The following is a 21,676-nucleotide window of genomic DNA, read 5'->3' on the forward strand; positions in this document are numbered from 1 at the left end:
AAATGCCTACAGGAGATATTTTCTTTCTCATTATTTTAGGTCTAATCATTGTTGCATTTGCGATACTATTTACGTTTGTTCCAGTCATGCTATGGATTTCAGCACTAGCTGCTGGAGTGAGAATCGGTATTTTTGAACTAGTTGGAATGAGGCTTCGACGTGTTATTCCTGCTCGTGTTGTAAACCCGTTAATTAAAGCGGTTAAAGCAGGGCTCGATTTAAATACCAGTAAATTAGAGGGCCACTATTTAGCAGGTGGTAATGTTGACCGTGTTGTAAACGCATTAATTGCTGCTCAACGTGCAAATATTGATTTAAGCTTTGAAAGAGCAGCAGCTATTGACTTAGCTGGTCGTGACGTATTAGAAGCGGTACAAATGAGCGTAAATCCGAAAGTCATTGAAACACCTTTTATTGCCGGTGTGGCGATGGACGGAATTGAAGTAAAAGCGAAGGCACGTATAACGGTGCGTGCAAACATTGACCGACTAGTAGGGGGAGCTGGTGAAGATACAGTTATTGCTCGTGTTGGTGAAGGGATTGTATCAACGATTGGTTCCGCTAGTAACCATAAAAAGGTACTTGAAAACCCTGATATGATTTCACAAACGGTATTAACGAAAGGTTTAGATGCTGGAACAGCGTTTGAAATCCTTTCAATTGATATTGCAGACATCGATATCGGTAAAAACATCGGCGCTGAGCTTCAAACGGATCAAGCAGAGGCTGACAAGAAGATTGCTCAAGCAAAAGCTGAAGAACGTCGTGCAATGGCGGTCGCGAAAGAACAAGAAATGAAAGCGAAAGTAGAAGAGATGAGAGCGAAGGTTGTAGAAGCGGAAGCTGAAGTTCCAATGGCTCTTTCTGAAGCACTTCGTAGTGGTCATATGGGTGTCATGGACTACGTAAACTATCAAAACATTATGGCTGATACAGACATGAGAGACTCGATTGGAAAAGCTACAAATGATGACGATAATAACCCAAAGCACGGTAAATAATCCTCTAAGAGGAGGAGTTAGAATTGCAAATCCTTGATTTCCTATTTGGAAATATGTTTTTCGTTTTACTTATTTTAGGGGCATTGTGGAATTTCTTTAGCAAGCAAGCAGAATCTAAGAAAGAAGCAGAGCAAGGAAAAAAACCACAAAGAGAACAGGAAATCGATTGGAAAGAAATTTTCCGTCAAGAACAAGCTCCTGTTGAAAGAGATAAACCTCAACCGACAGTTGCAAGAAAAGTTGAACCTTCATTCGAGCCTGTTCAGCCAGAAGTCGCGATTCCAACAGATGATCGTCGAACAGAAATGGAAAAGCTTCGTGATCAACTAGAAGAAAAGCGTAAGCAGTTAAGACAAACAGAAAGCAGAGCACCAGATGCTATTGCTGATTCGCCTGTAATCCAAAAGGAAATAGGCAAGAAGCCAACTAAGCTTGATCTAAACTTCTCAAATATTTCTCAAAAAGAGGCCATGAAAGGAATTATTTGGTCTGAGATATTAGGAAAGCCACGAGCTAAGCGTTCCTACTCGAACAAACGATAATCCGATAAAAAATACGTTAAGAGTAAATTTTATCGGGTTTAGGCCAATTGGAAAAATATTAAAAACTTTGAGACGGAAACCAGACGGGTTTTCGTCTCTTTTTTAAATTTCGAGGATGTCTAGCTTCAGCGCCCAGCGTCTAGTGGACTTCGCTCTCCTCCTTACGATAAGTTAACATCGGATCGCTTGCGCTTCTCCGTGTTTCCTTTATCTCATACGGAGGGCTCCAGTGCATACGCCGCTGAACGGGCGCTTCCACTTTTCTTAAATGGCGTGCCGCAGTCGTAATTATCTTAGTTAATAAATAACTAATTTAGATGTTTTCCCTTCAACTGAAAGGGTTAGGAATTCATGTTTTTCTAATTTTCTAGTGATAGTCAATCTCTTCCTGTCATAAAAATGAGAGGAGAGGAGGTTCTCTGATGAAAAAGTGGCGACAACAGGTAAAAAAATTTCTTACAGACCAGATGGAGCTTCCAGCAGATGTGATGATGGATATGCCCCGAATTACCATGATCGGTCAAATTCATATTTATATTGAAAATCATCGCGGTGTCCTTCAATTTTCTAATGAAGAGCTCCGTTTATTATTATCTCAAGGTCAGCTCTTAATCAAAGGAGAACAATTTGTCATCAAGACGATTTTACCCGAAGAACTCCTATTAGAAGGAAAAATCGATAAAGTCATATTTATCAATGAATGATCATAGTTAGTAGGAGGATGGCAATGAAAAATGTATGGTTAAACTTTATATATGGTTATGCCAGAATGAGAATAGATGGCCCTTATGGAGAACGATTTTTAAACCGGTGTATAGAATATAATATTCATATTTGGAGTATTAAAAGAGTGGGAGAAGAACGGATTGTTTGTTATATTGCCTTAGAAGACGTAAAACGTCTCAGGCCTCTTTTACGTATGACAAGCTGTAAAGTAACCTTTACTGAAAGACGGGGTTTACCATTCTTTTATAAGAAGATGTGGAAAAGAGGAGGCTTTACCGCAGGGATCTTTTCTTTTGTAATCGTACTCCTTGTTCTTTCTAATATGGTTTGGAACATTTCAATAGAGGGCGCTTCACCTAAAGTGGAACACGAATTACGTCTAGCTGTTCAAGAGATAGGGATTAAGCGAGGGAACTTTATTTTTATGCTTCCTAGTGTCGAAGAAATTCAGAAAAAAGTAACTGACCAAATTGAAGATGCGACGTGGATTGGTGTGAAATTAAATGGTACAACCTTCCAATTTAAAGTTGTAGAACAAACGTTACCTGAAAAACAGGAAAGGTTAAACCCGAGGCATTTAGTTGCGAAGAAAAAGGCGATCATTCATGATATGTTTATCGAACAAGGTCAAGTGCTTGTGAAACGAAATGAATATGTGGATAAAGGAGATTTACTTGTTTCAGGATTTATTGGAAAAGAAGGAAATACTCAACTAGTTCCAGCGAAAGGAAGTGTACTTGGCGAAATTTGGTACAAGTCTGAAGTGACGATTCCACTCGTCAATCAATTTGAAACGTTAACTGGAGAAGGGAAAACTTATCATTATTTAAGTATTTTTAACTTTGACTTACCTGTATGGGGATGGAAAAAACATAGGTTTGAAAAAGCAGAAGCTTTTGAGAGAAAACATTCAATACGGCTTTTAAATTGGACCTTACCTGTGCAATATAAGAAAAAGCAGTGGTTAGAGAAAAATGAAGTGGAAAGAGAGTATACTGTTGATGAAGCTGTCGAGGTTGCAAAAAAAATGGCTAGGGAAGAGCTGAAGGAACGCTTACCAGATGATGCCGTAATAAAAGGTGAAAAAGTTTTGCACCAAGACGTAGAGAATGGTAAAGTTAAATTAAAGCTACACTACCAAGTTATAGAAGATATTACGACGGAGCAACCGATCATTCAAGGAGATTGAGGCTATTGTCACAGATGAAGGTCATTCCATTAGAAATAAAAGATCAAAATGAAGTCCAAAGATTATATGGGCCAAACGATGCTCACCTAAAACGAATTGAAGAAAAGCTCGATGTTCAAATTACGACGCGAGGCGAAGATCTTTCCATTAAAGGAGAAGACGCCGCAGTACAAATCGTAAAGGACGTATTAGAGATGATGTTGAAGTTGTTAAGACAGGGAACAACTTTGTCAGAACGAGACGTCGTCTATGCTATCCAGTTAGCTGAGAAAGGTATGCTTGAAGAACTTCTTAATTTATACCAAGAGAAACTGACAGTGAATGCAAAAGGTAAGCCAGTACTCATTAAAACGCTTGGACAAAAACATTATGTTTCTGCAATACGTAAGCGCGATCTCGTTTTTGGAATAGGACCGGCTGGTACTGGAAAAACGTATTTGGCAGTTGTCATGGCGGTTACAGCTTTGAAAGAAGGACAAGTCAAAAAGATCGTACTTACTCGTCCAGCAGTTGAAGCTGGAGAAAGTTTAGGCTTTTTACCAGGTGATTTAAAAGAAAAGGTGGATCCGTATTTACGTCCACTTTACGATGCTCTACATGATATTTTAGGTGTTGAACAGACACTTAGATTGTTGGAGAGAGGAACGATTGAAGTTGCACCATTAGCGTATATGAGAGGTCGAACTTTAGACGATTCTTTTGTTATTTTAGATGAAGCGCAAAATACAACACAAGAACAAATGAAAATGTTCTTAACGAGACTAGGTTTCGGTTCAAAAATGGTAGTCAATGGTGACTTAACTCAAATTGACTTACCAAAAGGAAAAAAGTCTGGATTGAAGGTAGGAATCGAAGTTCTAGGTCAAGTTCAAGGAGTAGATTTCATTTATTTACAGCAGTCTGATGTCGTTCGTCATACACTCGTTCAACGTATACTAGATGCGTACGATCAATCAGAAAAAAGGGATAAAGAAGAAAACTAACAAATTTGTCTTGAGGGTGACCCATTGCAAGAGTGCTAAGCACCTCGTCGTGATATATAGCTGCTCAAATCGATTGAAAGCAACGTATATCTCTATTACGAGGAGCAGAAGTGCTTATGAGTCGCCCTCTTTATCCTTATTTCGAACAAAGTGCTATAAGTTTAAAATAGTATGATGTTGGACAAACAGAAAGAAGTATAGGTATGAAAATAAGAGGTGACGGATCTTGAGTAAACGTTCCCCGATCGATCAAATGACGTGGTGGAAAAGAATAAAAGATCATCGCTATCTGCGTGGTGTTCTTTTTATTATATTGGCGATATTTTTGTATGCTGCAATGCTTGATAATGTTATTCCTGAAAAAATAGAAGTCCGGATGTCGCAGGTTGCGGAACAAGATATCCGTTCTCCGATAACAGTCGAAAACAAAATAGCAACTGAACAGTACAGAAAAGAAGTTTTAGAGTCTGTTCAACCAGTTTATGTATTAAAAAAAGAATATGCTCAAATGCAAGTTGAAAAAGTAAACGACATTTTTGACCTTATTCATTTAGTAAATGAAGAAATGAGGAAAACAGAACTAGAGGCAGCAGAAGGGCAAGAAACTGAAAAAATAAGTTTAGAAGATCGCTTAAAATATGTTCAAGAAGTGATTTCTTCGGGGACTACAAATGATCTTTCAGATGAAACCGTTCGAACGTTGTTATTATCTACGAGTAATCAATTACAAGTAGCTAGAGAAACGACGACAAATGCTGTACATTCGGTAATGAGTGAAAGAATTGCCATCAATGATTTGGAGCAAGCGAAACAGTCAGTTAAAGAAAAAATTGTTATTTCCACAGTTTCGAATCGCTTACATGACGCTATGATAGAAACGGCACAATTTGCCATTATACCAAACTATATTTACGATGATAAAGCAACTGAACGTCTTCAGCAAGAAGCTGTTGAATCTGTAGAACCTGTCATCATTCGGGAAGGGCAATTGTTAGTTAAACAAGGCGAAATGATTAATCATGAAATTTTTGAACAAATACGAATGGTTGGCCTTTTAGATGATGCATTTAATATTTATCCGTATGTAGGGTTAGCCATTCTCGTCCTACTAATGGTCGGCATGCTCTCATATTATCTTAATGAGGCACAATCAACTGTAAAGACGAACAATAGCCATTTACTCATGTTTGTACTTATTTTCTTTATTACCGTTTCGGTAATGAAAATTACAAGTTTAATTGAAAGATTAGATATTACGGCGATTGGTTTAATTGTACCTGTAGCAGTTGGTGCGATGTTATTGACGACTTTAATTCATGAACGAATAGCTTTATTCTCAAGTATCTTTTTTGCGATAATCGGAAGCATTGTTTTTAATAATGAGGCAGTCGGTACATTTAATTTTACGTTTGGGGTTTATGTTTTATTCAGTTGTTTTGCCGGAGTCTATTTTTTAGGCCGATCAACAAGTATGACGAGAATTTTAAAAGCGGGATTGTTTGTTTCGTTTATTAATATAGTGACAATCTTATCCATTTTATTACTTAAAAGCTTTCAACAAAGCTGGATTGAGCTAGGGATGTTCTTAGGTTTTGCATTTTTATCAGGATTTATTGCTGCTGTTTTAACACTCGGCCTCGTTCCGTTTTTTGAAGCGGGCTTTGGGATTTTATCGACGACTAAACTCATTGAACTTTCCAATCCGAATCATCCATTGTTACGAAAAATCCTATTGGAAGCACCTGGAACGTATCATCATAGTGTTGTTGTCGGGAACTTAGCAGAGGCGGCGTGTGAAGCTATTGGTGCAAATGGATTATTAGCAAGAGTAGGATCTTATTATCATGATACTGGTAAGACAAAACGACCGCATTTTTTCATTGAAAACCAAATGAAAATGGATAATCCACATGATAAAATTTCACCTCAACTAAGTAAGACGATTATCATTTCGCATCCTTACGACGGTGCAGATATGTTAAAGGAATTTAAAATGCCTAAAGAAATTATTGATATTGCTGAACAACACCATGGTACAACATTGCTTAAATTTTTCTATCATAAAGCCAATCAAGAAACCGATCAAACGATACCAGAAGAACAATTTAGATACCCTGGTCCAAAAGCTCAGACGAAAGAAGCCGCAATAGTAGGGATAGCAGATTGCATTGAAGCAGCTGTTAGATCATTAAATAAACCTACTCCGGATAAAATTGCGGCCATGGTACGAAAAATAGTAAATGATCGTCTTGAAGATGGTCAATTTAATGAGTGTGATCTTACGCTTAAGGAGTTAGATAAAGTTTCTGTCTCTATGTGTGAGACATTGCAAGGAACCTTTCATTCTCGGATAGAATATCCAGACGATCCTAAAGAAAAAGGAGCGAAATCATGAACATCGAAAACTTCGAGATTGACATTTTAGATGAAACTAGTAAGGTGACAAAAGACCAAATCCTTTTGACAAAAAACATTTTAATTGAAGCGGCTAAAATGGAAGGATTAACAGGCCCTACTGAAATTTCTGTTACATTTGTAGACGATAATCGAATTCAAGAAATAAACCGTGACTATCGAGGGAAAGATACACCTACTGACGTAATATCTTTTGCGTTGAATGAAGAAGGTGAAGAGGAAATTCAAATTATAGACCCTGAAGGCCCTAATGTATTAGGAGATATAATCATTTCCATTCCACGTACGATTGAACAGTCTCATAATTATGAGCATTCTTTTGAAAGAGAGCTTGGCTTTCTCCTTGTCCATGGTTTTCTTCACCTCTTAGGTTATAACCACCATACTGAGGAAGAGGAAAAAAGAATGTTTTCTAGACAAGAGGAAATTTTAAACGCTTATGGACTTAAAAGATAAAAATTTATGGGGCTTTAAGCGTCTGCTTCGTTCTTTCGTATACGCATGGACTGGTTTGAAATATGTAGTTCGGTATGAACAAAATATGAGGATCCATCTAATATTAAGCTTGATCGTAATGGTATTAGCATTTGTCCTAGATGTTCCTTTAAATCAAAAAGTTATTTTATTGTTAGTCATAGGAATAGTTCTTTCTTTAGAAGTGATGAATACGGCAATTGAACGAACGGTGGATATGATAACAAAAGATTATCATCCAAAAGCTAAGATAGCAAAAGATATTGCAGCAGCAGCTGTTTTTATCTTTAGTATCATTTCCGTCCTCATAGGATTATCGATATTTTTACCACCGATTGTAGAACGACTAATGATTATTTTAGGCTGATGGTGTAAGAGAGGGGTTTACTGCGAGACATGTGGAAATGGCTTCAAAAAAATATTATCGCTGGACTTATTTTTCTGTTGCCAGCAATTGCCACAATCTATGTCATTCAATTTTTGTTCACATTAATTGATGCATTTTTAGGCTCATTTATTACTGGCATCTTAAAAGGATTAAATATTATTACGACTCATGACGGTAGTATTTACTTTCTTGGTGTCTATACTCCATTTTCTGAACGGATCTTTGGTATTGGCTTTATTTTAACAATTATACTCATTACTTGGATTGGCTCGATGCGTCTAACTGGTAAAGGCAGTGGAATTCTGAATGCGATTGATCGAGGATTCAGGAGGGTACCGATTGCCAATTCTATCTACACTTCAGTTGAGCAAGTAATTCATGCTTTCGCGCAGGAGCGTTCTTCCTTTAAAAATGTCGTTCTGTTAGAATATCCTAGGAAAGGACTTTACACGATTGGATTTCAAACGGGCGAATCAAGAGGAGAAGTTCAGCGTTTAACTTCAAAAGAATGTATTAATGTATTTTTGCCGACGACACCGAACCCGACTTCAGGGTGGTTAGTCCTCGTACCTCGGGAAGATGTCATCGTTCTTAATATGTCTGTGGAACAAGGCTTAAAATTTATTATTTCTGGTGGTGTAGTCGTTCCTCCAGATTCCTTAGATGAAGAACGTGAGAAAGAGGGAGTAATTGATAAATCAAACATGAAAGTTTATATACGTGACAAAAGAAAGGAAGAGTGAATTTGGAAAAAATAAAACTTATGGACGAAGCAAAATCCGCAAGAAAGAAAGCATATGTGCCATATTCAAAATTTCCTGTCGGGGCGGCTTTACTTACAAAAAATGGTCAAGTTTACAAAGGATGTAATATTGAAAATGCTTCCTTTGGGCTTACTAATTGTGCAGAGAGAACAGCTATTTTTAAGGCAGTATCTGAAGGTGTAAATGAATTTTCTGCGATTGCCATTGTGGCAGACACTGATCGACCTGTACCTCCATGTGGCGCATGTAGACAAGTACTTACTGAGTTTTGCCAACCGGAAATGCCTGTATATTTAACAAATTTAAAAGGTGATGTGCAAGAAACAACAATAGGAGACCTTTTACCTGGAGCTTTTACTGCGGGGGATTTAAATGAATAGTAGAGAAGGATATAAATCAGGCTTTGTAGCAATTATAGGACGACCGAATGTAGGGAAGTCTACATTGTTAAATTATATCGTAGGTCAAAAGATTGCAATTATGAGTGATAAGCCACAGACTACAAGAAATAAAATTCAAGGTGTATACACGAATAATGATGCACAAATTGTTTTTTTAGATACGCCAGGCATACATAGACCTAAGCATAAGCTTGGTGATTTTATGATGAAAATTGCAAATAATACATTACGTGAAGTGGATTTGATCATGTTTGTAGTCGATGCAGGTGAAGGATTCGGCTCAGGGGAACAATTTATTTTAGATCGCCTGAAAGAATCAAAAACACCTGTATTTCTTGTCGTAAATAAAATAGATAAAGTACATCCTGACAAGCTACTTGATATTATTAGTGGTTATAATGAACGTCATCCTTTTGAAGAAATTGTACCTGTTTCCGCTTTAGAAGGAAATAATGTTACAAAATTATTAGAGCAAATTACAAAACACCTTCCAGAAGGTCCACAATATTATCCTGCAGATCAAGTAACGGACCACCCTGAACGATTTATAGTTGCTGAATTAATTCGTGAAAAAGCACTACACTTGACCCGTGAGGAAATTCCTCATTCATTGGCTGTTGTGATTGAGCAAATGAAGCAACGTGAAGGCAGTGAGACTGTTTATATTGGTGCAACAATCGTAGTAGAACGTTCATCACAAAAGGGGATTATTATCGGAAAGCAAGGTAGTATGTTAAAGGAAATAGGTAAGCGTGCTCGTACAGATATCGAGGCACTGCTTGGCTCGAAAGTTTTCTTAGAGTTATGGGTAAAAGTACAAAAAGATTGGAGAAATAAAGGACATCAGTTGCGTGACTTCGGCTTCAACGAAGATGAATATTAATTTGTCAATATTTCGTAATCAGTTGTTAATAAAGATTTAACAATGGCTCCTTCTAAAGCCATTGTTTTTTTATAAAAAAATCTCTAAGATAGATGTATGAAGTAAATGAATGTTGCATACAACTAGTTGTCTTAATTGACAATTATTCCATAACATGAATTTGCAAAACAAGGTCAAGCTATAGAGTATAGAGCGGTCTAACAATCCTTAAACGAAAGGTGGAATTCCAAGTGCTTGATTTTTCCTGGAAAGTATTTTCGATGACAGGTAGTGTGGATACTTATTTATTAATCAAGGAACTGGAAAAGGAGCATGGAGAATTATCAGCTCAAGATCATGAAGAGGAGTATACAAATTTAGACGCTCACTAATCTTGCTTGCACCTCACGACTTCTTAGTGTGGTGACGAGAATGTTTCAAAAAGTTGAAGGAATTGTTATTCGTACTTCGGATTACGGTGAAGCCAATAAAATTGTAACTTTGCTGACGAGGGAATTGGGCAAGATCGGTGTTATGGCAAGAGGAGCCAAAAAACCTAAAAGTCGATTAGCTGCAGTTTCTCAATTGTTTATCTATGGCACCTTCCTAATACAAAAAGGCTCAGGGCTTGGTACTCTTCAACAAGGAGAGATTATTCAATCTTATCGAGAGGTTCGAAATGATTTACTTCGAGCCTCTTATGCAACTTACATAGTTGAACTAACAGATAAACTGACCAATGAGCTTGAACGTAATCCATTTTTATTTGAATTATTAATGCAAACCCTGCATTATATTGATGAAGAAGTAGATCCTGAAATATTAGTCCGTCTCTATGAAGTAAAAATGCTTTTTGTAGCTGGAATTGGTCCACAGTTAAATGGGTGTTCTAGTTGCGGAAGTGTGGATGGAGAGTTTTCCTTTTCGATTAGGGAAGGTGGTTTTTTATGCCACCGTTGTTTTGCGAAAGACCCCTATCACTTAAAAGTCTCACAAGCAACAATTAAACTCCTCAGACTTTTTTATCATTTTGACTTAAAGCGACTTGGTAATATTTCTGTAAAAAAAGAGACCAAACAAGAGCTCAAACAAGTTTTAACCTCTTATTATGATGAATATTCAGGTCTAAGGCTAAAATCCAGATCGTTTTTAGACCAATTAGAGAAAATGAACTGGTTAGGTCCAAATGAAAGTTGACAGCGGGTCGCTTTTTGAGTATTATGCTTTTAAAGAACAACCTGTTAAAATGTAAGTTCAAAAGGAAGGATAAAAAGAGCCGAGAAGATCGAGGCGCGGAAGTTTCGAAGCCCGAAGCGTAGATTCTACTACGTGAGGACTGGAGAGACGACGCTACAAAGAGATTCGACAGCTGTTTTTCCCGGACTTTTTGAACAACCTCAAAACATACGGTGCAAAGAAGGAAGAGAAGTATTTATCCTCTCTATAAAAAGCGAACCTAGGATGGTGTGAGCTAGGGATATAGATGATAAAGAAAGGCAGTCTGGAGCACTATTTATTTAAAGTGGCTTTTCGCATTTCTGATGTGATGAGCAAATAGGGTGGAACCGCGGGTAACTCTCGTCCCTATGCTATAGGATTAGCATAGAGACGGGAGTTTTTTATATTTTTTAACAAAACTATCCTTTACGTAAGTGATGTTTTTGTGAAGAATACAAATGTGCTACCCTATTATTCTCTATGTGGTTTAACAAGCGAACTATAGTTTACTATATGGAAGCTTTATTTGATAAGGAGGAAAAAAGATGAATGTACAAAATATGATTTTAACGTTACAAAACTTTTGGGCGAAACAAAACTGCATCATTATGCAGGCGTACGACGTTGAAAAAGGTGCTGGAACGATGAATCCGATGACTTATTTAAGAAGTATTGGTCCTGAACCTTGGAATGTCGCTTATGTTGAGCCTTCAAGACGTCCCGTAGATGGACGATATGGTGAAAACCCTAACCGTCTTTATCAGCATCACCAGTTCCAAGTCATTATGAAGCCGTCTCCTGATAATATTCAAGAGCTCTATTTAGACAGCTTGAAGGAGTTAGGTATAAACCCTCTCGAACACGACATTCGGTTCGTAGAGGATAATTGGGAAGCTCCTACTCTTGGTGCCTGGGGATTAGGCTGGGAAGTTTGGCTAGATGGAATGGAAATTACGCAATTTACATACTTTCAGCAAGTTGGTGGAATTGATGCGAACCCCGTAGCGGTTGAGATCACTTACGGCATTGAACGATTAGCATCGTATATTCAAGATAAGGAAAATGTATTTGATCTTGAATGGGTTAACGGTGTGACGTACGGAGATATCTTTTTGCAGCCAGAATATGAGCACTCAAAATATACATTTGAAGTTTCAGATAGTGCGATGTTGTTTCAATTGTTTAGTACATATGAGCAGGAAGCAAGGCGTGCGCTCAATGAAAATTTAGTATTTCCAGCCTATGACTATGTGCTGAAATGTTCTCATGTATTTAACCAGCTAGATGCTAGAGGAGCGATTTCGGTTACAGAACGAACAGGATATATTGGTCGTGTACGTAATTTAGCAAGAGATTGTGCGAAAGTTTATGTAGCAGAGCGCGAACGGTTAGGCTTCCCGATGCTAAAGGAAAAGGAGGAATTGTCAAATGAGTAAAAAAGATTTTTTACTTGAAATTGGTTTAGAAGAAATGCCAGCACGTTTTGTCACCGATGCTATGGAACAATTAAAAAATAAAGTTGAATCTTGGTTAAAAAACGGAAACATAGCATATGACACGATCGATACTTATTCAACACCGCGACGACTAGCTATCTCGATTACTGGATTAGCAGAAAAGCAGGAAGATACCGTAGAGGAAGCAAGAGGACCCGCAAAAAAAATTGCTGTCGATGAAGAGGGCAATTGGACAAAAGCTGCTTTAGGGTTTGCAAGAGGGCAAGGACTTAATGCAGAAGATTTATTTTTTAAAGAATTAAACGGCCAAGAGTATGTCTTTGCTAAAAAGCATATTATAGGTCAGGAAACGAAGGCTGTTTTACCAGAAATAGAAGAGATTATTAAAAACCTTCACTTTCCAAAGAATATGCGTTGGAATCAATATGACTTACGCTACGTTCGTCCGATTCAATGGCTTGTTGCTTTATATGGAAGTGAAGTTATTCCTTTTGAGATTACGAATGTGCAAACAAGTCGGATTTCTTATGGACATCGTTTTTTAGGCAGTGAGACGGCGATAGAGGAACCAAAGGACTATGTACAGGCTCTTTTAGCTGAACATGTTATCGTAAGCCCTACTGAAAGAAAAGAGGCGATCCGAAATCAAATCAAACAAATTGAAGAGCAAAATGGATGGATCGTACCTATTGACGAGGATTTACTTGAAGAAGTAAATAATTTAGTCGAGTATCCGACGGCTCTTCATGGAAGTTTCGATGAGAGCTTTCTCGAGGTACCAGAAGAAGTACTAATAACTTCAATGAGAGAGCACCAACGTTATTTTCCAGTACAAACTGTAGAGGGTAAACTTTTACCTCACTTTATTACAGTAAGAAATGGAAACCATGAGTTTTTAGAAAATGTTGTTAAGGGAAATGAGAAAGTGTTACGTGCACGTCTCTCAGATGCACAATTTTTCTATCGTGAAGATCAAAAACTTAAAATTGACGATGCCTTACAACGTTTAGAGACAATTGTCTACCATGAAGAATTAGGCTCTCTTGGTGAGAAAGTAAGACGTGTCCAGACGGTTTCTAACCAACTAGCTAAGAAATTAGGCATAAATGAGAAATCGAATATTAATCGAGCAGCGGAATTATGTAAATTTGATTTAGTTACGCAAATGGTTTATGAATTCCCAGAATTGCAAGGCCGTATGGGAGAAGAATATGCGTTAAAAGCAGGAGAAAAACCAGAGGTTGCTTTAGCTATTAAAGAACACTATATGCCACGCTTTGCCAATGATCAAAGTCCATCAACCGTTACAGGTACTGTGGTAAGTATTGCTGATAAATTAGATACAATTATTACGTGTTTTGGTATTGGGCTTATTCCATCAGGCTCACAAGATCCATATGCATTACGTCGTCAAGCAGCAGGTATTATTCAAATGATTCTTGATAATAATCTTTCATTATCAGTTGAAGAAGTTCTTGACATTGGATTACAAATAATAGATGATAATCAGCTTCTCAAGCGAAGCAGAGAAGAAGTGAGGAAAGACTTGCTCGAGTTCTTTAAATTACGTGTGAAAAATACACTTCAAGAACGAGGTGTAAGGTATGATATTGTAGATGCTGTTTTGCAGGATTCGATTGGGAATGTAGATACAATTGTGAAAAAAGCACAACTTCTTATGGAGCAGCTTGAAGCACCAAGTTTTAAAGAAACTGTAGAGGCGTTGAGTCGAGTAACGAATATTTCTTCTAAAGCTAATGGTTTAACGGAATTATCCGAAAGCCTATTTGAACAAGATGAAGAGAAGACGCTTTATAACGTGTACTTAGAGACGGATCAAAAAGTGAAACAGGCCTTAGAAAATGGGGATGTAAAAGAAGCCTATTTAGCGTTGGCGAATATTCAAGAAACGATAAACTTATATTTTGATAATATTATGGTTATGGCAGAAGATGAAACAGTAAAACAAAATCGCTTAGTTCAAATGAAGTTACTTGCTCATACCATTCAAAGTTTCGCTAACTTTAACTCGATTGTGTTTGCATAAAATACAATGGGGGTCATACCAAGCCCGTAAATGTTTGTAATTTTTACTCTAGAACCATTTAAATGTAAAAATAGCGTTTAGATGCATCCCTTCATTTAATGGTAAGTACTAAAATCAAAAAAAAATGTGCCGCATATTTCAAAATTCATTGTATTAGTATATAATAATAGAATAAAAAGCATAACACATTTTGTGTTATGAAGGCGGTGAAATACAATCGAACTAACGGTTAGACAAGAGCAGATAATAGATATTGTTAAAAGTAGTGGTCCAATTACAGGAGAACAAATTGCAGAACGATTAAATTTAACGAGAGCGACATTAAGACCCGATTTGGCCATTTTAACAATGGCAGGATTTTTAGACGCAAGACCTAGAGTAGGCTATTTTTATACCGGTAAAACGGGTTCACAATTATTAACAGAAAAAGTAAAGAAAATAACGGTGCAGCAATACCAGTCAATCCCAGTAGTTGTCAATGAATCTTCTTCTGTATATGACGCAATCGTCACGATGTTTTTAGAGGATGTTGGGACTTTATTTGTTGTCGATCAAAGCTCATCGTTGATGGGGGTACTTTCTCGTAAAGATTTGCTTCGAGCGAGCATCGGTAGTCAAAAAATTGAAACGATGCCAGTGAGCATTATTATGACAAGAATGCCTAATATTACGATGTGCCAAAAGGATGATTTAATTATAGATGTGGCCAATAAGCTAATTGATAAGCAAATAGATGCCTTACCTGTTGTCCGTGAATTTGATAAAGGTTCTGGGCTAGAAGTGATCGGTAGAATAACGAAAACGAACATTACGAAAGTGTTAGTGGACTTAGCGAACGATGACTTAATTTAATTAGGTGGTTTGTTTGCGCTAATGAGGAGGTAGTAATGGAAGTATTTAATCATCGCCCAATTGTTTATGTTGTATCAGATTCAGTAGGTGAAACAGCTGAATTAGTTGTACGTGCTGCAGCAAGTCAATATAGTGGTTCTGGGGTAGAAGTCCGAAGGATTCCGTATGTTGATGATAAAAGTACAATAGATGAAGTGATCGGTTTAGCAAAACAGGCTCAAGCTCTTATCGCTTTTACGTTAGTTATTCCAGAAGTAAAGGAATATTTAATAGAACAAGCTCAAGCAGCAAGTGTCGAGATTGTCGATATTCTAGGTCCAACAATGGAAAAAATTGGATTAATCACACAAAAACAACCACGATATGAGCCTGGACTTGTATATAAACTAGATGAAGATTATTTTCGAAAAGTTGAAGCGATTGAGTTTGCTGTAAAGTATGATGATGGGAGAGACCCTAGGGGAATTGTTCGGGCAGATATTGTTTTGATTGGTGTGTCAAGAACATCAAAAACGCCTCTATCACAATACTTAGCCCATAAGCGATTTAAAGTAGCAAATGTACCACTCGTTCCTGAAGTAGAACCACCTGAAGAATTATTTAAGGTGTCACCGAAGAAATGTATTGGTCTTATCATCAATGCTGAAAAATTGAATGATATTCGAACTGAACGGTTAAAAGCTTTAGGGTTAAAAGCAGAGGCGAACTACGCAAATATTGAAAGAATTAAGCAAGAGTTAGAGTACGCTGAAAAAATTATGAATCGAATTGGGTGTACAGTTATTGATGTTTCGAGCAAAGCTGTAGAGGAAACAGCAAACCTTATTTCAAATATGTTTCAGGGGAAATAGAGGCTGATATTCAGCCTCTATTCTGTTGTCTAGCTTCAGCGACCAGCGTCTAGTGAACTTCGCTCTCCTCCTTGTGATAAGTCAACATCGGCTCACTAACGTTCACCGTGTTTCCTTTATCTCATACGGAGGGCTCCAGTCCATACGTCGCTAAACGGCCGCTTCCGCTTTTCTGTCTAGCTGCAGGTGTCATCGGCTCGAGGTCGCTTCGGTCCATCAAGCGTGTCCGAAAACCAGGACACTAATTGCTGGTCCTCCAGCGCTTGTCGCCGATAAGCCGACCCCTTCCGCTTTTCTGTCTAGCTTCAGCGCCCAGCGTCTAGTGGACTTCGCTCTCCTCCTTACGATAAGTCAACATCGGCTCACAGGAAAAATTTTTAAGCATGATAGTAGTCAAAATAAGAAATAATTATTATAATGAAAATTTGTGATAAAAAAAACAACAAGATTAGCATAAAACAAAAAAAGAACAAATAAATTGAAAAAGTCAAGACTTTTTCTGTGTTTTTTGGTAATGATAGTTATTGATGAGGATTTGTCGACATATTTCATTCTGATTAACACTATTTAAAAAAGGATTTTGTTAGGAGATGTAGAAATAGAGACCATGTTAACGAAATCGTATGTATATGTTGATGCTGATTCCTGTCCAGTAAAGGAAGAAATTTTGACGATATCATCAGAGTTTAATGTAGAGGTGATTTTTGTCTCTTCGTATTCCCATCAGATTCAAAATGAACAAGCCAAAGTTGTGATGGTTGACCCAGACAAAGAAGCAGCAGATTTGTTTATTATGAATCATGCAAAGGAAAGTGATGTTGTAATAACCCAAGATCATGCGCTTGCTTCCATATTAGTGGGGCGCAGGCTGTCAGTTTTGTCACCTCGGGGAAAAATTTTTTCTGAAGATGAAATGATTACGATCCTTCAATTAAGGCATTGGTCTCAAAAACAAAGGAGGGCTGGAAACAAAACAAAAGGACCTAAAGCATTTACATCATTGGATCGTAAACATTTTTGTACCAATTTGAGAAAAATATTTCTTCAGAAGAAGGAATTTGCCGAAAAAGGTCGAAAACATAGTAACCGGAATGGTAATCCAAATGATATGTAGAAGATTGGTGATGAGAGATGGGCTACCGCATCCCGGAAGAAAAGATAGAAGAAGTTCGTAAGTCTGCAGACATTGTGGAAGTCATTAATGAATATGTTCAGTTAAAAAAACAAGGTAGAAATTACATCGGTCTTTGTCCTTTCCACGGAGAAAAGACACCTTCTTTCTCAGTTTCACCAGATAAACAACTTTATCATTGCTTTGGGTGTGGAGCAGGTGGTAATGTCTTTTCGTTTCTTATGGAATTAGAAGGTCTTTCGTTCATTGAGGCCGTTGCCATGCTTGGAAAAAAAACAAATATCGATATACCTAACATCAATCGTGATAAAAGTAAGTCAAATGATCAATCTGTAATAGAAGCTGCGCATGAGCTTGCCATGAAATTTTACCATCATATACTACTTAAATCAGATATGGGAGCGATTGGATTAAACTATTTGGAGCAACGAGGATTTACAAAAGAGATGATTAAGACGTTTCAACTTGGCTTCGCTCCAAACCATTGGGATAGCTTAACTAGTCTTTTAGAGAAGAGGGGCTTTAACTTAAAGACGATTGAAAAAGCAGGCCTATTGTCTGTTCGTGAGTTTGACGGTAAGTTATTTGATCGCTTTCGTAATCGAGTGATGTTTCCCATTTGGGACGGTCAAGGAAATGTGATTGCATTTGGTGGACGTATTATCGATGATGGAAAGCCTAAATATTTAAATAGTCCAGAAACGATTCTTTTTAACAAAAGTCGTACCCTTTATGGAATTCATTTAGCTAGACCGAGCATTAGGAAATTAAATCAAGCCGTACTTTTTGAAGGTTATGTTGATGTAATTTCAGCTTGGGGAGCAGGAATTTTAAATGGTATTGCTACTTTAGGGACTGCGCTAACAGAAGAGCAAGCAAAGGTTATACGAAGGAATGCAGAAACAGTTATCTTATGTTATGACTCAGATGAAGCTGGAATACAAGCGACCTCAAGAGCAGCTTCCATACTTATCCAAGCAGGTTGTTATGTTAAAGTTGCTTTACTACCGGAAGGGCAAGATCCAGATGATTATATCCGAGTTCACGGTGGAGAGCAATTTAAACGTGACATTATTGATGGTAGTCTAACACTAATGTCCTTCAAGATGCAGTATTTAAGACGAGGGAAAAACCTCCTTGATGAAGGAGAAAGGATGAGGTATATCGAAGAAGTACTTAATGAAATATCTGATCTACCTCGTGCAATAGAAAGAGATCATTATCTAAGGCAATTGGCTAGTGAATTTTCATTGTCATTAGATGCATTAAAGCAAGAACAATATCGAATGTTTCGAGAGAAGCGCGATAAGGGAGGACAACAAAAAACTGCGCGCTCCTTCGTAGAAGTGAAGAAACACCGAGGGTTTGAACAGAAAAAATTACTTCCCGCTTATCACAATGCTGAAAGAATCCTTTTAGCACATATGATGAAAAATGCTGAGATAGCTGCTACCGTCCAAGAAAAAGTTGGTGGGGCGTTTAACATAGATGAGTATCACGCGATCGTTGCGCATCTCTTTGCTTATTATGGTGAAGGGTATGAGCCGAATCCGAGCTTTTTCATCGAAAGACTTGCCGATGAAAAATTAAGAAGGGTCGCTGCAGAAGTTGCCATGCTAGATATAAGTGATGATTTGTCTGATCAAGAATTATCTGATTACATTAAAAAGATTGAAACCTATCCAAAATGGGTAGAAATAGAACAAAAAGAGAAAGAGAAAAAAGAAGCAGAAAAACAAAATGATGTATTGTTGGCAGCGCAAATTGCCATGGAAATCATACGAATGAAACAAGATTTAAAACGATAGCACCTGCTAGAGAGATGATCATTCATCTAATGAGAGTTGACGTGTTGTATCAATGGAAGGAGGGGATCGAATGGCTGAGAAACCATTACGCCCACTCGCGGATGGCGATTTGACCATCGATCAAGTGAAAGAACAACTAGTTGAGCTAGGTAAAAAAAGAGGAGTACTAACTTACGCAGAAATTACAGAAAAACTTGCAGTATTTGACCAAGATTCAGATCAAATTGATGAGTTTTTCGAATACTTAGGTGAGCAAGGTATTGAAATATTAAATGATAATGATGATGTACCAAATATGCAGCAAATGGAAAAAGAAGAAGAAGAATTTGACTTAAATGATTTAAGTGTGCCCCCTGGCATTAAGATCAATGATCCAGTACGTATGTACTTAAAAGAAATTGGTCGAGTTCCACTTCTATCTGCTGAAGAAGAGATTAACTTAGCTAAGAAAATCGAAGACGGTGACGAAGAAGCGAAACGCCGTTTAGCTGAAGCGAACCTTCGCCTTGTTGTTAGTATCGCCAAGCGATATGTAGGTCGTGGAATGTTGTTCTTGGACTTAATTCAAGAAGGAAATATGGGATTAATTAAAGCAGTTGAAAAATTTGATTATCGCAAAGGATATAAATTTAGTACGTATGCAACGTGGTGGATCCGTCAGGCGATAACTCGAGCGATTGCAGACCAAGCTCGTACGATCCGTATTCCTGTTCATATGGTTGAAACGATTAATAAACTAATTCGTGTACAACGTCAATTACTTCAAGATTTAGGTAGAGAACCAACACCAGAAGAAGTGTCTGAAGAAATGGACTTAACACCGGAAAAAGTCAGAGAAATTCTTAAGATCGCTCAAGAACCTGTTTCTTTAGAAACTCCGATTGGTGAGGAGGACGATTCTCATCTTGGTGATTTTATCGAAGATCAAGATGCACTAGCACCTTCAGATGCAGCAGCCTATGAGTTATTAAAAGAGCAATTAGAAGACGTACTGGACACGTTAACAGATCGAGAAGAAAATGTATTACGCCTTCGGTTTGGTCTAGATGACGGTCGAACGCGAACACTTGAAGAAGTCGGAAAAGTGTTCGGTGTCACTCGCGAAAGAATTCGTCAAATTGAAGCGAAAGCATTAAGGAAGTTAAGACATCCAAGCAGAAGTAAGCGGCTTAAGGATTTCTTAGATTAAATTTTTTATTCAACGCTGACTCATGGAGTCAGCGTTTTTTTACTTCAATTTTTTAAACGTTTGTACGATATTAAATATAATTAGTAACCCACCAGGAGGAGAAGGGATGAACCAAGAGCGAAAAGAAATCATCATTAAAGAGATCAAGTATTGGAAACAAACGAGACTACTTCCTGAACAATATTGTAATTATCTTCTTACCCTTTATACAGAGGGAGAGGAAGAACAATTAACGACAAATAACAAGCGTTCTAGTGTGAACATCAAATCCATGATTACTTTTTTTATTGTGCAATTTCTTTTACTATTATCAGTTGTTGTCATTTATTTTACTGATTTTCCATTTTTATTGCAAATGGCTTTTGGTATTTTTTGTGTATTTCTTATTTCTTACATTGCTAGAAAGACGACCAAATACTTATCGCAATTAGCTCATCTGTATTTATTAATATCAGCAATTATTTTATTGCTCGTAATCGTCCAAAGCATTGATCAGGTCTTACCTAGCCATCGCTTAGCTATGTCATTAGTCGTTCTTTTAAATTGTATTGTTTGGTTGTTTATAGGTTTGAAATTTAAGTTGAAGTATTTTATGATTGGTGGAAGTGTAGGAGTTCTGCTCATTATCATATTTTTCTTATTCTATTGAAAACAGTATCTTTAAAGTTTATTTTAAGTGAGTTTTTGATAAAATGAGAAAGACAATAGAAAACAATGACAAAAAAAGCAATTCTTTAGTTAACTCTTTTCTCTTTCATTGTTTTCAAGTAAAATGGTAGAGGGAATTCATGTTGGATTCACTTTCGTTTTTTTATATGTCATAATTATAGTGTAAAGGGGGACAAGATAGTGAAAGGCAGACCGTTATTTCCTTTTGCAGTCATCGCAATAGCAGGAATTCTTCTGATGTTAGCACTATCATTCCAAGGCTTATTAACTAGTCATGCGGATGAAGAAGCTGAAGTCGAAGAAGAAGTCGTGATTGATGATCCAATTGCAGCTGGTGAAGAGCTTGTACAAAAAAGCTGTATAGCTTGTCACGGACAAGATTTAAGTGGGTTAGGTGGTAATCCTGCAATCAATGCTTTAGAAGGCAAGTATACTGAAGAAGAAATTGTAAAAATCATTTTTGGTCAAAACCCAGATGTTAGTATGCCGCCTCTCAGCAATTTGCATCAGGCTGAGGCAGAAGCAATTGCTACATACTTACTATCAATTTCTGAATAATAGGTAAGAAAAAAGAGGGTCAGGGTGCTTACCCCTAAAAGTTAGAGTTTTATTATGCAGCTGATTGGCTGGAGTGAGTTCGATATTCAACTGGACTCATCCCAGCCAATTTTTCTTTTGATCGTTCATGGTTATACCAGTAGATATATT

Annotated in this window: 23 protein-coding genes; 22 read left to right on the forward strand and 1 reads right to left on the reverse strand. The window is 37.3% G+C overall.

All coding sequences use genetic code 11. The annotated features are described in order from the left end of the window. Window positions 1–2: 2 nt before the first annotated feature. The 22 genes from floA (at window position 3) to J0N78_RS10610 (ending at window position 21,526) form a co-directional block, all read left to right on the forward strand. Window positions 3–1,001: a flotillin-like protein FloA gene (gene floA / locus J0N78_RS10500; RefSeq protein WP_209123006.1), complete on the forward strand. Its 999-nt coding sequence runs from the start codon at window positions 3–5 to the stop codon at window positions 999–1,001. A 23-nt stretch (window positions 1,002–1,024) separates the two neighbouring features. Next, entirely contained in the window at window positions 1,025–1,543 is a 519-nt protein-coding gene (locus tag J0N78_RS10510) for a hypothetical protein (protein WP_247747236.1), read from the forward strand. A 419-nt stretch (window positions 1,544–1,962) separates the two neighbouring features. Continuing rightward, window positions 1,963–2,247 (forward strand): sporulation protein YqfC, encoded by a 285-nt coding sequence (gene yqfC, locus J0N78_RS10515; protein ID WP_209123039.1) that lies wholly within the window; start codon window positions 1,963–1,965, stop codon window positions 2,245–2,247. A gap of 23 nt (window positions 2,248–2,270) precedes the next feature. Next, on the forward strand, window positions 2,271–3,458 hold the full coding sequence (gene yqfD, locus J0N78_RS10520) for a sporulation protein YqfD (RefSeq protein ID WP_209123009.1): 1,188 nt from the start codon (window positions 2,271–2,273) through the stop codon (window positions 3,456–3,458). Window positions 3,459–3,472: 14 nt separating this feature from the next. Beyond that, window positions 3,473–4,441, forward strand: coding sequence for a PhoH family protein (locus tag J0N78_RS10525; protein WP_209123040.1), 969 nt, complete (start codon window positions 3,473–3,475; stop codon window positions 4,439–4,441). 226 nt (window positions 4,442–4,667) lie between these two features. Then, on the forward strand, window positions 4,668–6,836 hold the full coding sequence (locus tag J0N78_RS10530; protein ID WP_209123010.1) for an HD family phosphohydrolase: 2,169 nt from the start codon (window positions 4,668–4,670) through the stop codon (window positions 6,834–6,836). After that, entirely contained in the window at window positions 6,833–7,312 is a 480-nt protein-coding gene (gene ybeY / locus J0N78_RS10535) for an rRNA maturation RNase YbeY (protein ID WP_209123011.1), read from the forward strand. The genes J0N78_RS10530 and ybeY overlap by 4 nt, the downstream gene beginning before the upstream one ends. Beyond that, the gene (locus J0N78_RS10540; protein ID WP_209123012.1) at window positions 7,296–7,697 is read left to right on the forward strand and encodes a diacylglycerol kinase; all 402 of its coding nucleotides are present in this window, start codon (window positions 7,296–7,298) and stop codon (window positions 7,695–7,697) included. The genes ybeY and J0N78_RS10540 overlap by 17 nt, the downstream gene beginning before the upstream one ends. Window positions 7,698–7,726: 29 nt before the next feature. Beyond that, window positions 7,727–8,461, forward strand: coding sequence for a DUF502 domain-containing protein (locus J0N78_RS10545; protein WP_209123013.1), 735 nt, complete (start codon window positions 7,727–7,729; stop codon window positions 8,459–8,461). A gap of 20 nt (window positions 8,462–8,481) precedes the next feature. Further along, window positions 8,482–8,862, forward strand: coding sequence for a cytidine deaminase (locus tag J0N78_RS10550; RefSeq protein ID WP_374193899.1), 381 nt, complete (start codon window positions 8,482–8,484; stop codon window positions 8,860–8,862). After that, a complete protein-coding gene (gene era, locus J0N78_RS10555) occupies window positions 8,855–9,766 on the forward strand; it encodes a GTPase Era (protein WP_209123015.1) in 912 nt (303 codons plus the stop codon). Before J0N78_RS10550 ends, era begins: the two co-directional genes overlap by 8 nt. A 230-nt stretch (window positions 9,767–9,996) precedes the next feature. Further along, the gene (locus J0N78_RS10560; protein ID WP_209123016.1) at window positions 9,997–10,137 is read left to right on the forward strand and encodes a YqzL family protein; all 141 of its coding nucleotides are present in this window, start codon (window positions 9,997–9,999) and stop codon (window positions 10,135–10,137) included. A gap of 40 nt (window positions 10,138–10,177) precedes the next feature. Further along, window positions 10,178–10,942: a DNA repair protein RecO gene (gene recO / locus J0N78_RS10565; protein WP_209123017.1), complete on the forward strand. Its 765-nt coding sequence runs from the start codon at window positions 10,178–10,180 to the stop codon at window positions 10,940–10,942. A 566-nt stretch (window positions 10,943–11,508) separates the two neighbouring features. Further along, window positions 11,509–12,399 carry a glycine--tRNA ligase subunit alpha gene (glyQ, locus tag J0N78_RS10570; protein ID WP_209123018.1) on the forward strand — a complete coding sequence of 297 codons (891 nt, stop codon included), beginning with the start codon at window positions 11,509–11,511 and terminating at the stop codon, window positions 12,397–12,399. After that, entirely contained in the window at window positions 12,392–14,467 is a 2,076-nt protein-coding gene (gene glyS / locus J0N78_RS10575) for a glycine--tRNA ligase subunit beta (protein WP_209123019.1), read from the forward strand. Before glyQ ends, glyS begins: the two co-directional genes overlap by 8 nt. A 216-nt stretch (window positions 14,468–14,683) precedes the next feature. Next, window positions 14,684–15,319 carry a transcriptional regulator CcpN gene (ccpN, locus tag J0N78_RS10580; protein WP_209123041.1) on the forward strand — a complete coding sequence of 212 codons (636 nt, stop codon included), beginning with the start codon at window positions 14,684–14,686 and terminating at the stop codon, window positions 15,317–15,319. Between the two features lie 35 nt (window positions 15,320–15,354). After that, complete coding sequence (locus J0N78_RS10585) at window positions 15,355–16,170, forward strand: pyruvate, water dikinase regulatory protein (protein ID WP_209123020.1); 816 nt, start codon at window positions 15,355–15,357, stop codon at window positions 16,168–16,170. Window positions 16,171–16,777: 607 nt separating this feature from the next. Further along, window positions 16,778–17,284, forward strand: a complete 507-nt coding sequence (locus J0N78_RS10590) for a YaiI/YqxD family protein (protein ID WP_209123021.1) — start codon at window positions 16,778–16,780, stop codon at window positions 17,282–17,284. Window positions 17,285–17,301: 17 nt separating this feature from the next. Further along, window positions 17,302–19,110 carry a DNA primase gene (dnaG, locus tag J0N78_RS10595; RefSeq protein ID WP_209123022.1) on the forward strand — a complete coding sequence of 603 codons (1,809 nt, stop codon included), beginning with the start codon at window positions 17,302–17,304 and terminating at the stop codon, window positions 19,108–19,110. A 70-nt stretch (window positions 19,111–19,180) separates the two neighbouring features. Then, a complete protein-coding gene (gene rpoD, locus J0N78_RS10600) occupies window positions 19,181–20,299 on the forward strand; it encodes an RNA polymerase sigma factor RpoD (protein ID WP_209123023.1) in 1,119 nt (372 codons plus the stop codon). Window positions 20,300–20,405: 106 nt separating this feature from the next. Next, the gene (locus J0N78_RS10605) at window positions 20,406–20,948 is read left to right on the forward strand and encodes a hypothetical protein (RefSeq protein ID WP_209123024.1); all 543 of its coding nucleotides are present in this window, start codon (window positions 20,406–20,408) and stop codon (window positions 20,946–20,948) included. A 200-nt stretch (window positions 20,949–21,148) separates the two neighbouring features. Beyond that, window positions 21,149–21,526 carry a c-type cytochrome gene (locus J0N78_RS10610; RefSeq protein ID WP_209123025.1) on the forward strand — a complete coding sequence of 126 codons (378 nt, stop codon included), beginning with the start codon at window positions 21,149–21,151 and terminating at the stop codon, window positions 21,524–21,526. 52 nt (window positions 21,527–21,578) lie between these two features. Here the strand turns inward: J0N78_RS10610 and J0N78_RS26505 are convergent, their stop codons facing one another. After that, on the reverse strand, window positions 21,579–21,671 hold the full coding sequence (locus tag J0N78_RS26505) for an IS3 family transposase (RefSeq protein ID WP_374193901.1): 93 nt from the start codon (window positions 21,669–21,671) through the stop codon (window positions 21,579–21,581). Window positions 21,672–21,676: the final 5 nt, after the last annotated feature.

The organism is Alkalihalobacillus sp. BA299, assembly GCF_017745675.1.
In the GTDB taxonomy this organism is placed as follows: Bacteria; Bacillota; Bacilli; order Bacillales; family Bacillaceae_F; genus Alkalihalobacterium.

Coding starts and splice junctions, on each gene's coding strand:
- glyQ (WP_209123018.1), top strand. CDS start 11,509: ATGAATGTACAAAATATGATTTTAACGTTACAAAACTTTTGGGCGAAA.
- ybeY (WP_209123011.1), top strand. CDS start 6,833: ATGAACATCGAAAACTTCGAGATTGACATTTTAGATGAAACTAGTAAG.
- recO (WP_209123017.1), top strand. CDS start 10,178: ATGTTTCAAAAAGTTGAAGGAATTGTTATTCGTACTTCGGATTACGGT.
- dnaG (WP_209123022.1), top strand. CDS start 17,302: ATGGGCTACCGCATCCCGGAAGAAAAGATAGAAGAAGTTCGTAAGTCT.
- J0N78_RS10540 (WP_209123012.1), top strand. CDS start 7,296: ATGGACTTAAAAGATAAAAATTTATGGGGCTTTAAGCGTCTGCTTCGT.
- J0N78_RS10550 (WP_374193899.1), top strand. CDS start 8,482: ATGGACGAAGCAAAATCCGCAAGAAAGAAAGCATATGTGCCATATTCA.
- era (WP_209123015.1), top strand. CDS start 8,855: ATGAATAGTAGAGAAGGATATAAATCAGGCTTTGTAGCAATTATAGGA.
- rpoD (WP_209123023.1), top strand. CDS start 19,181: ATGGCTGAGAAACCATTACGCCCACTCGCGGATGGCGATTTGACCATC.
- J0N78_RS10605 (WP_209123024.1), top strand. CDS start 20,406: ATGAACCAAGAGCGAAAAGAAATCATCATTAAAGAGATCAAGTATTGG.
- J0N78_RS10525 (WP_209123040.1), top strand. CDS start 3,473: ATGAAGGTCATTCCATTAGAAATAAAAGATCAAAATGAAGTCCAAAGA.
- yqfD (WP_209123009.1), top strand. CDS start 2,271: ATGAAAAATGTATGGTTAAACTTTATATATGGTTATGCCAGAATGAGA.
- J0N78_RS10585 (WP_209123020.1), top strand. CDS start 15,355: ATGGAAGTATTTAATCATCGCCCAATTGTTTATGTTGTATCAGATTCA.
- glyS (WP_209123019.1), top strand. CDS start 12,392: ATGAGTAAAAAAGATTTTTTACTTGAAATTGGTTTAGAAGAAATGCCA.
- floA (WP_209123006.1), top strand. CDS start 3: ATGCCTACAGGAGATATTTTCTTTCTCATTATTTTAGGTCTAATCATT.
- J0N78_RS10590 (WP_209123021.1), top strand. CDS start 16,778: ATGTTAACGAAATCGTATGTATATGTTGATGCTGATTCCTGTCCAGTA.
- J0N78_RS10545 (WP_209123013.1), top strand. CDS start 7,727: ATGTGGAAATGGCTTCAAAAAAATATTATCGCTGGACTTATTTTTCTG.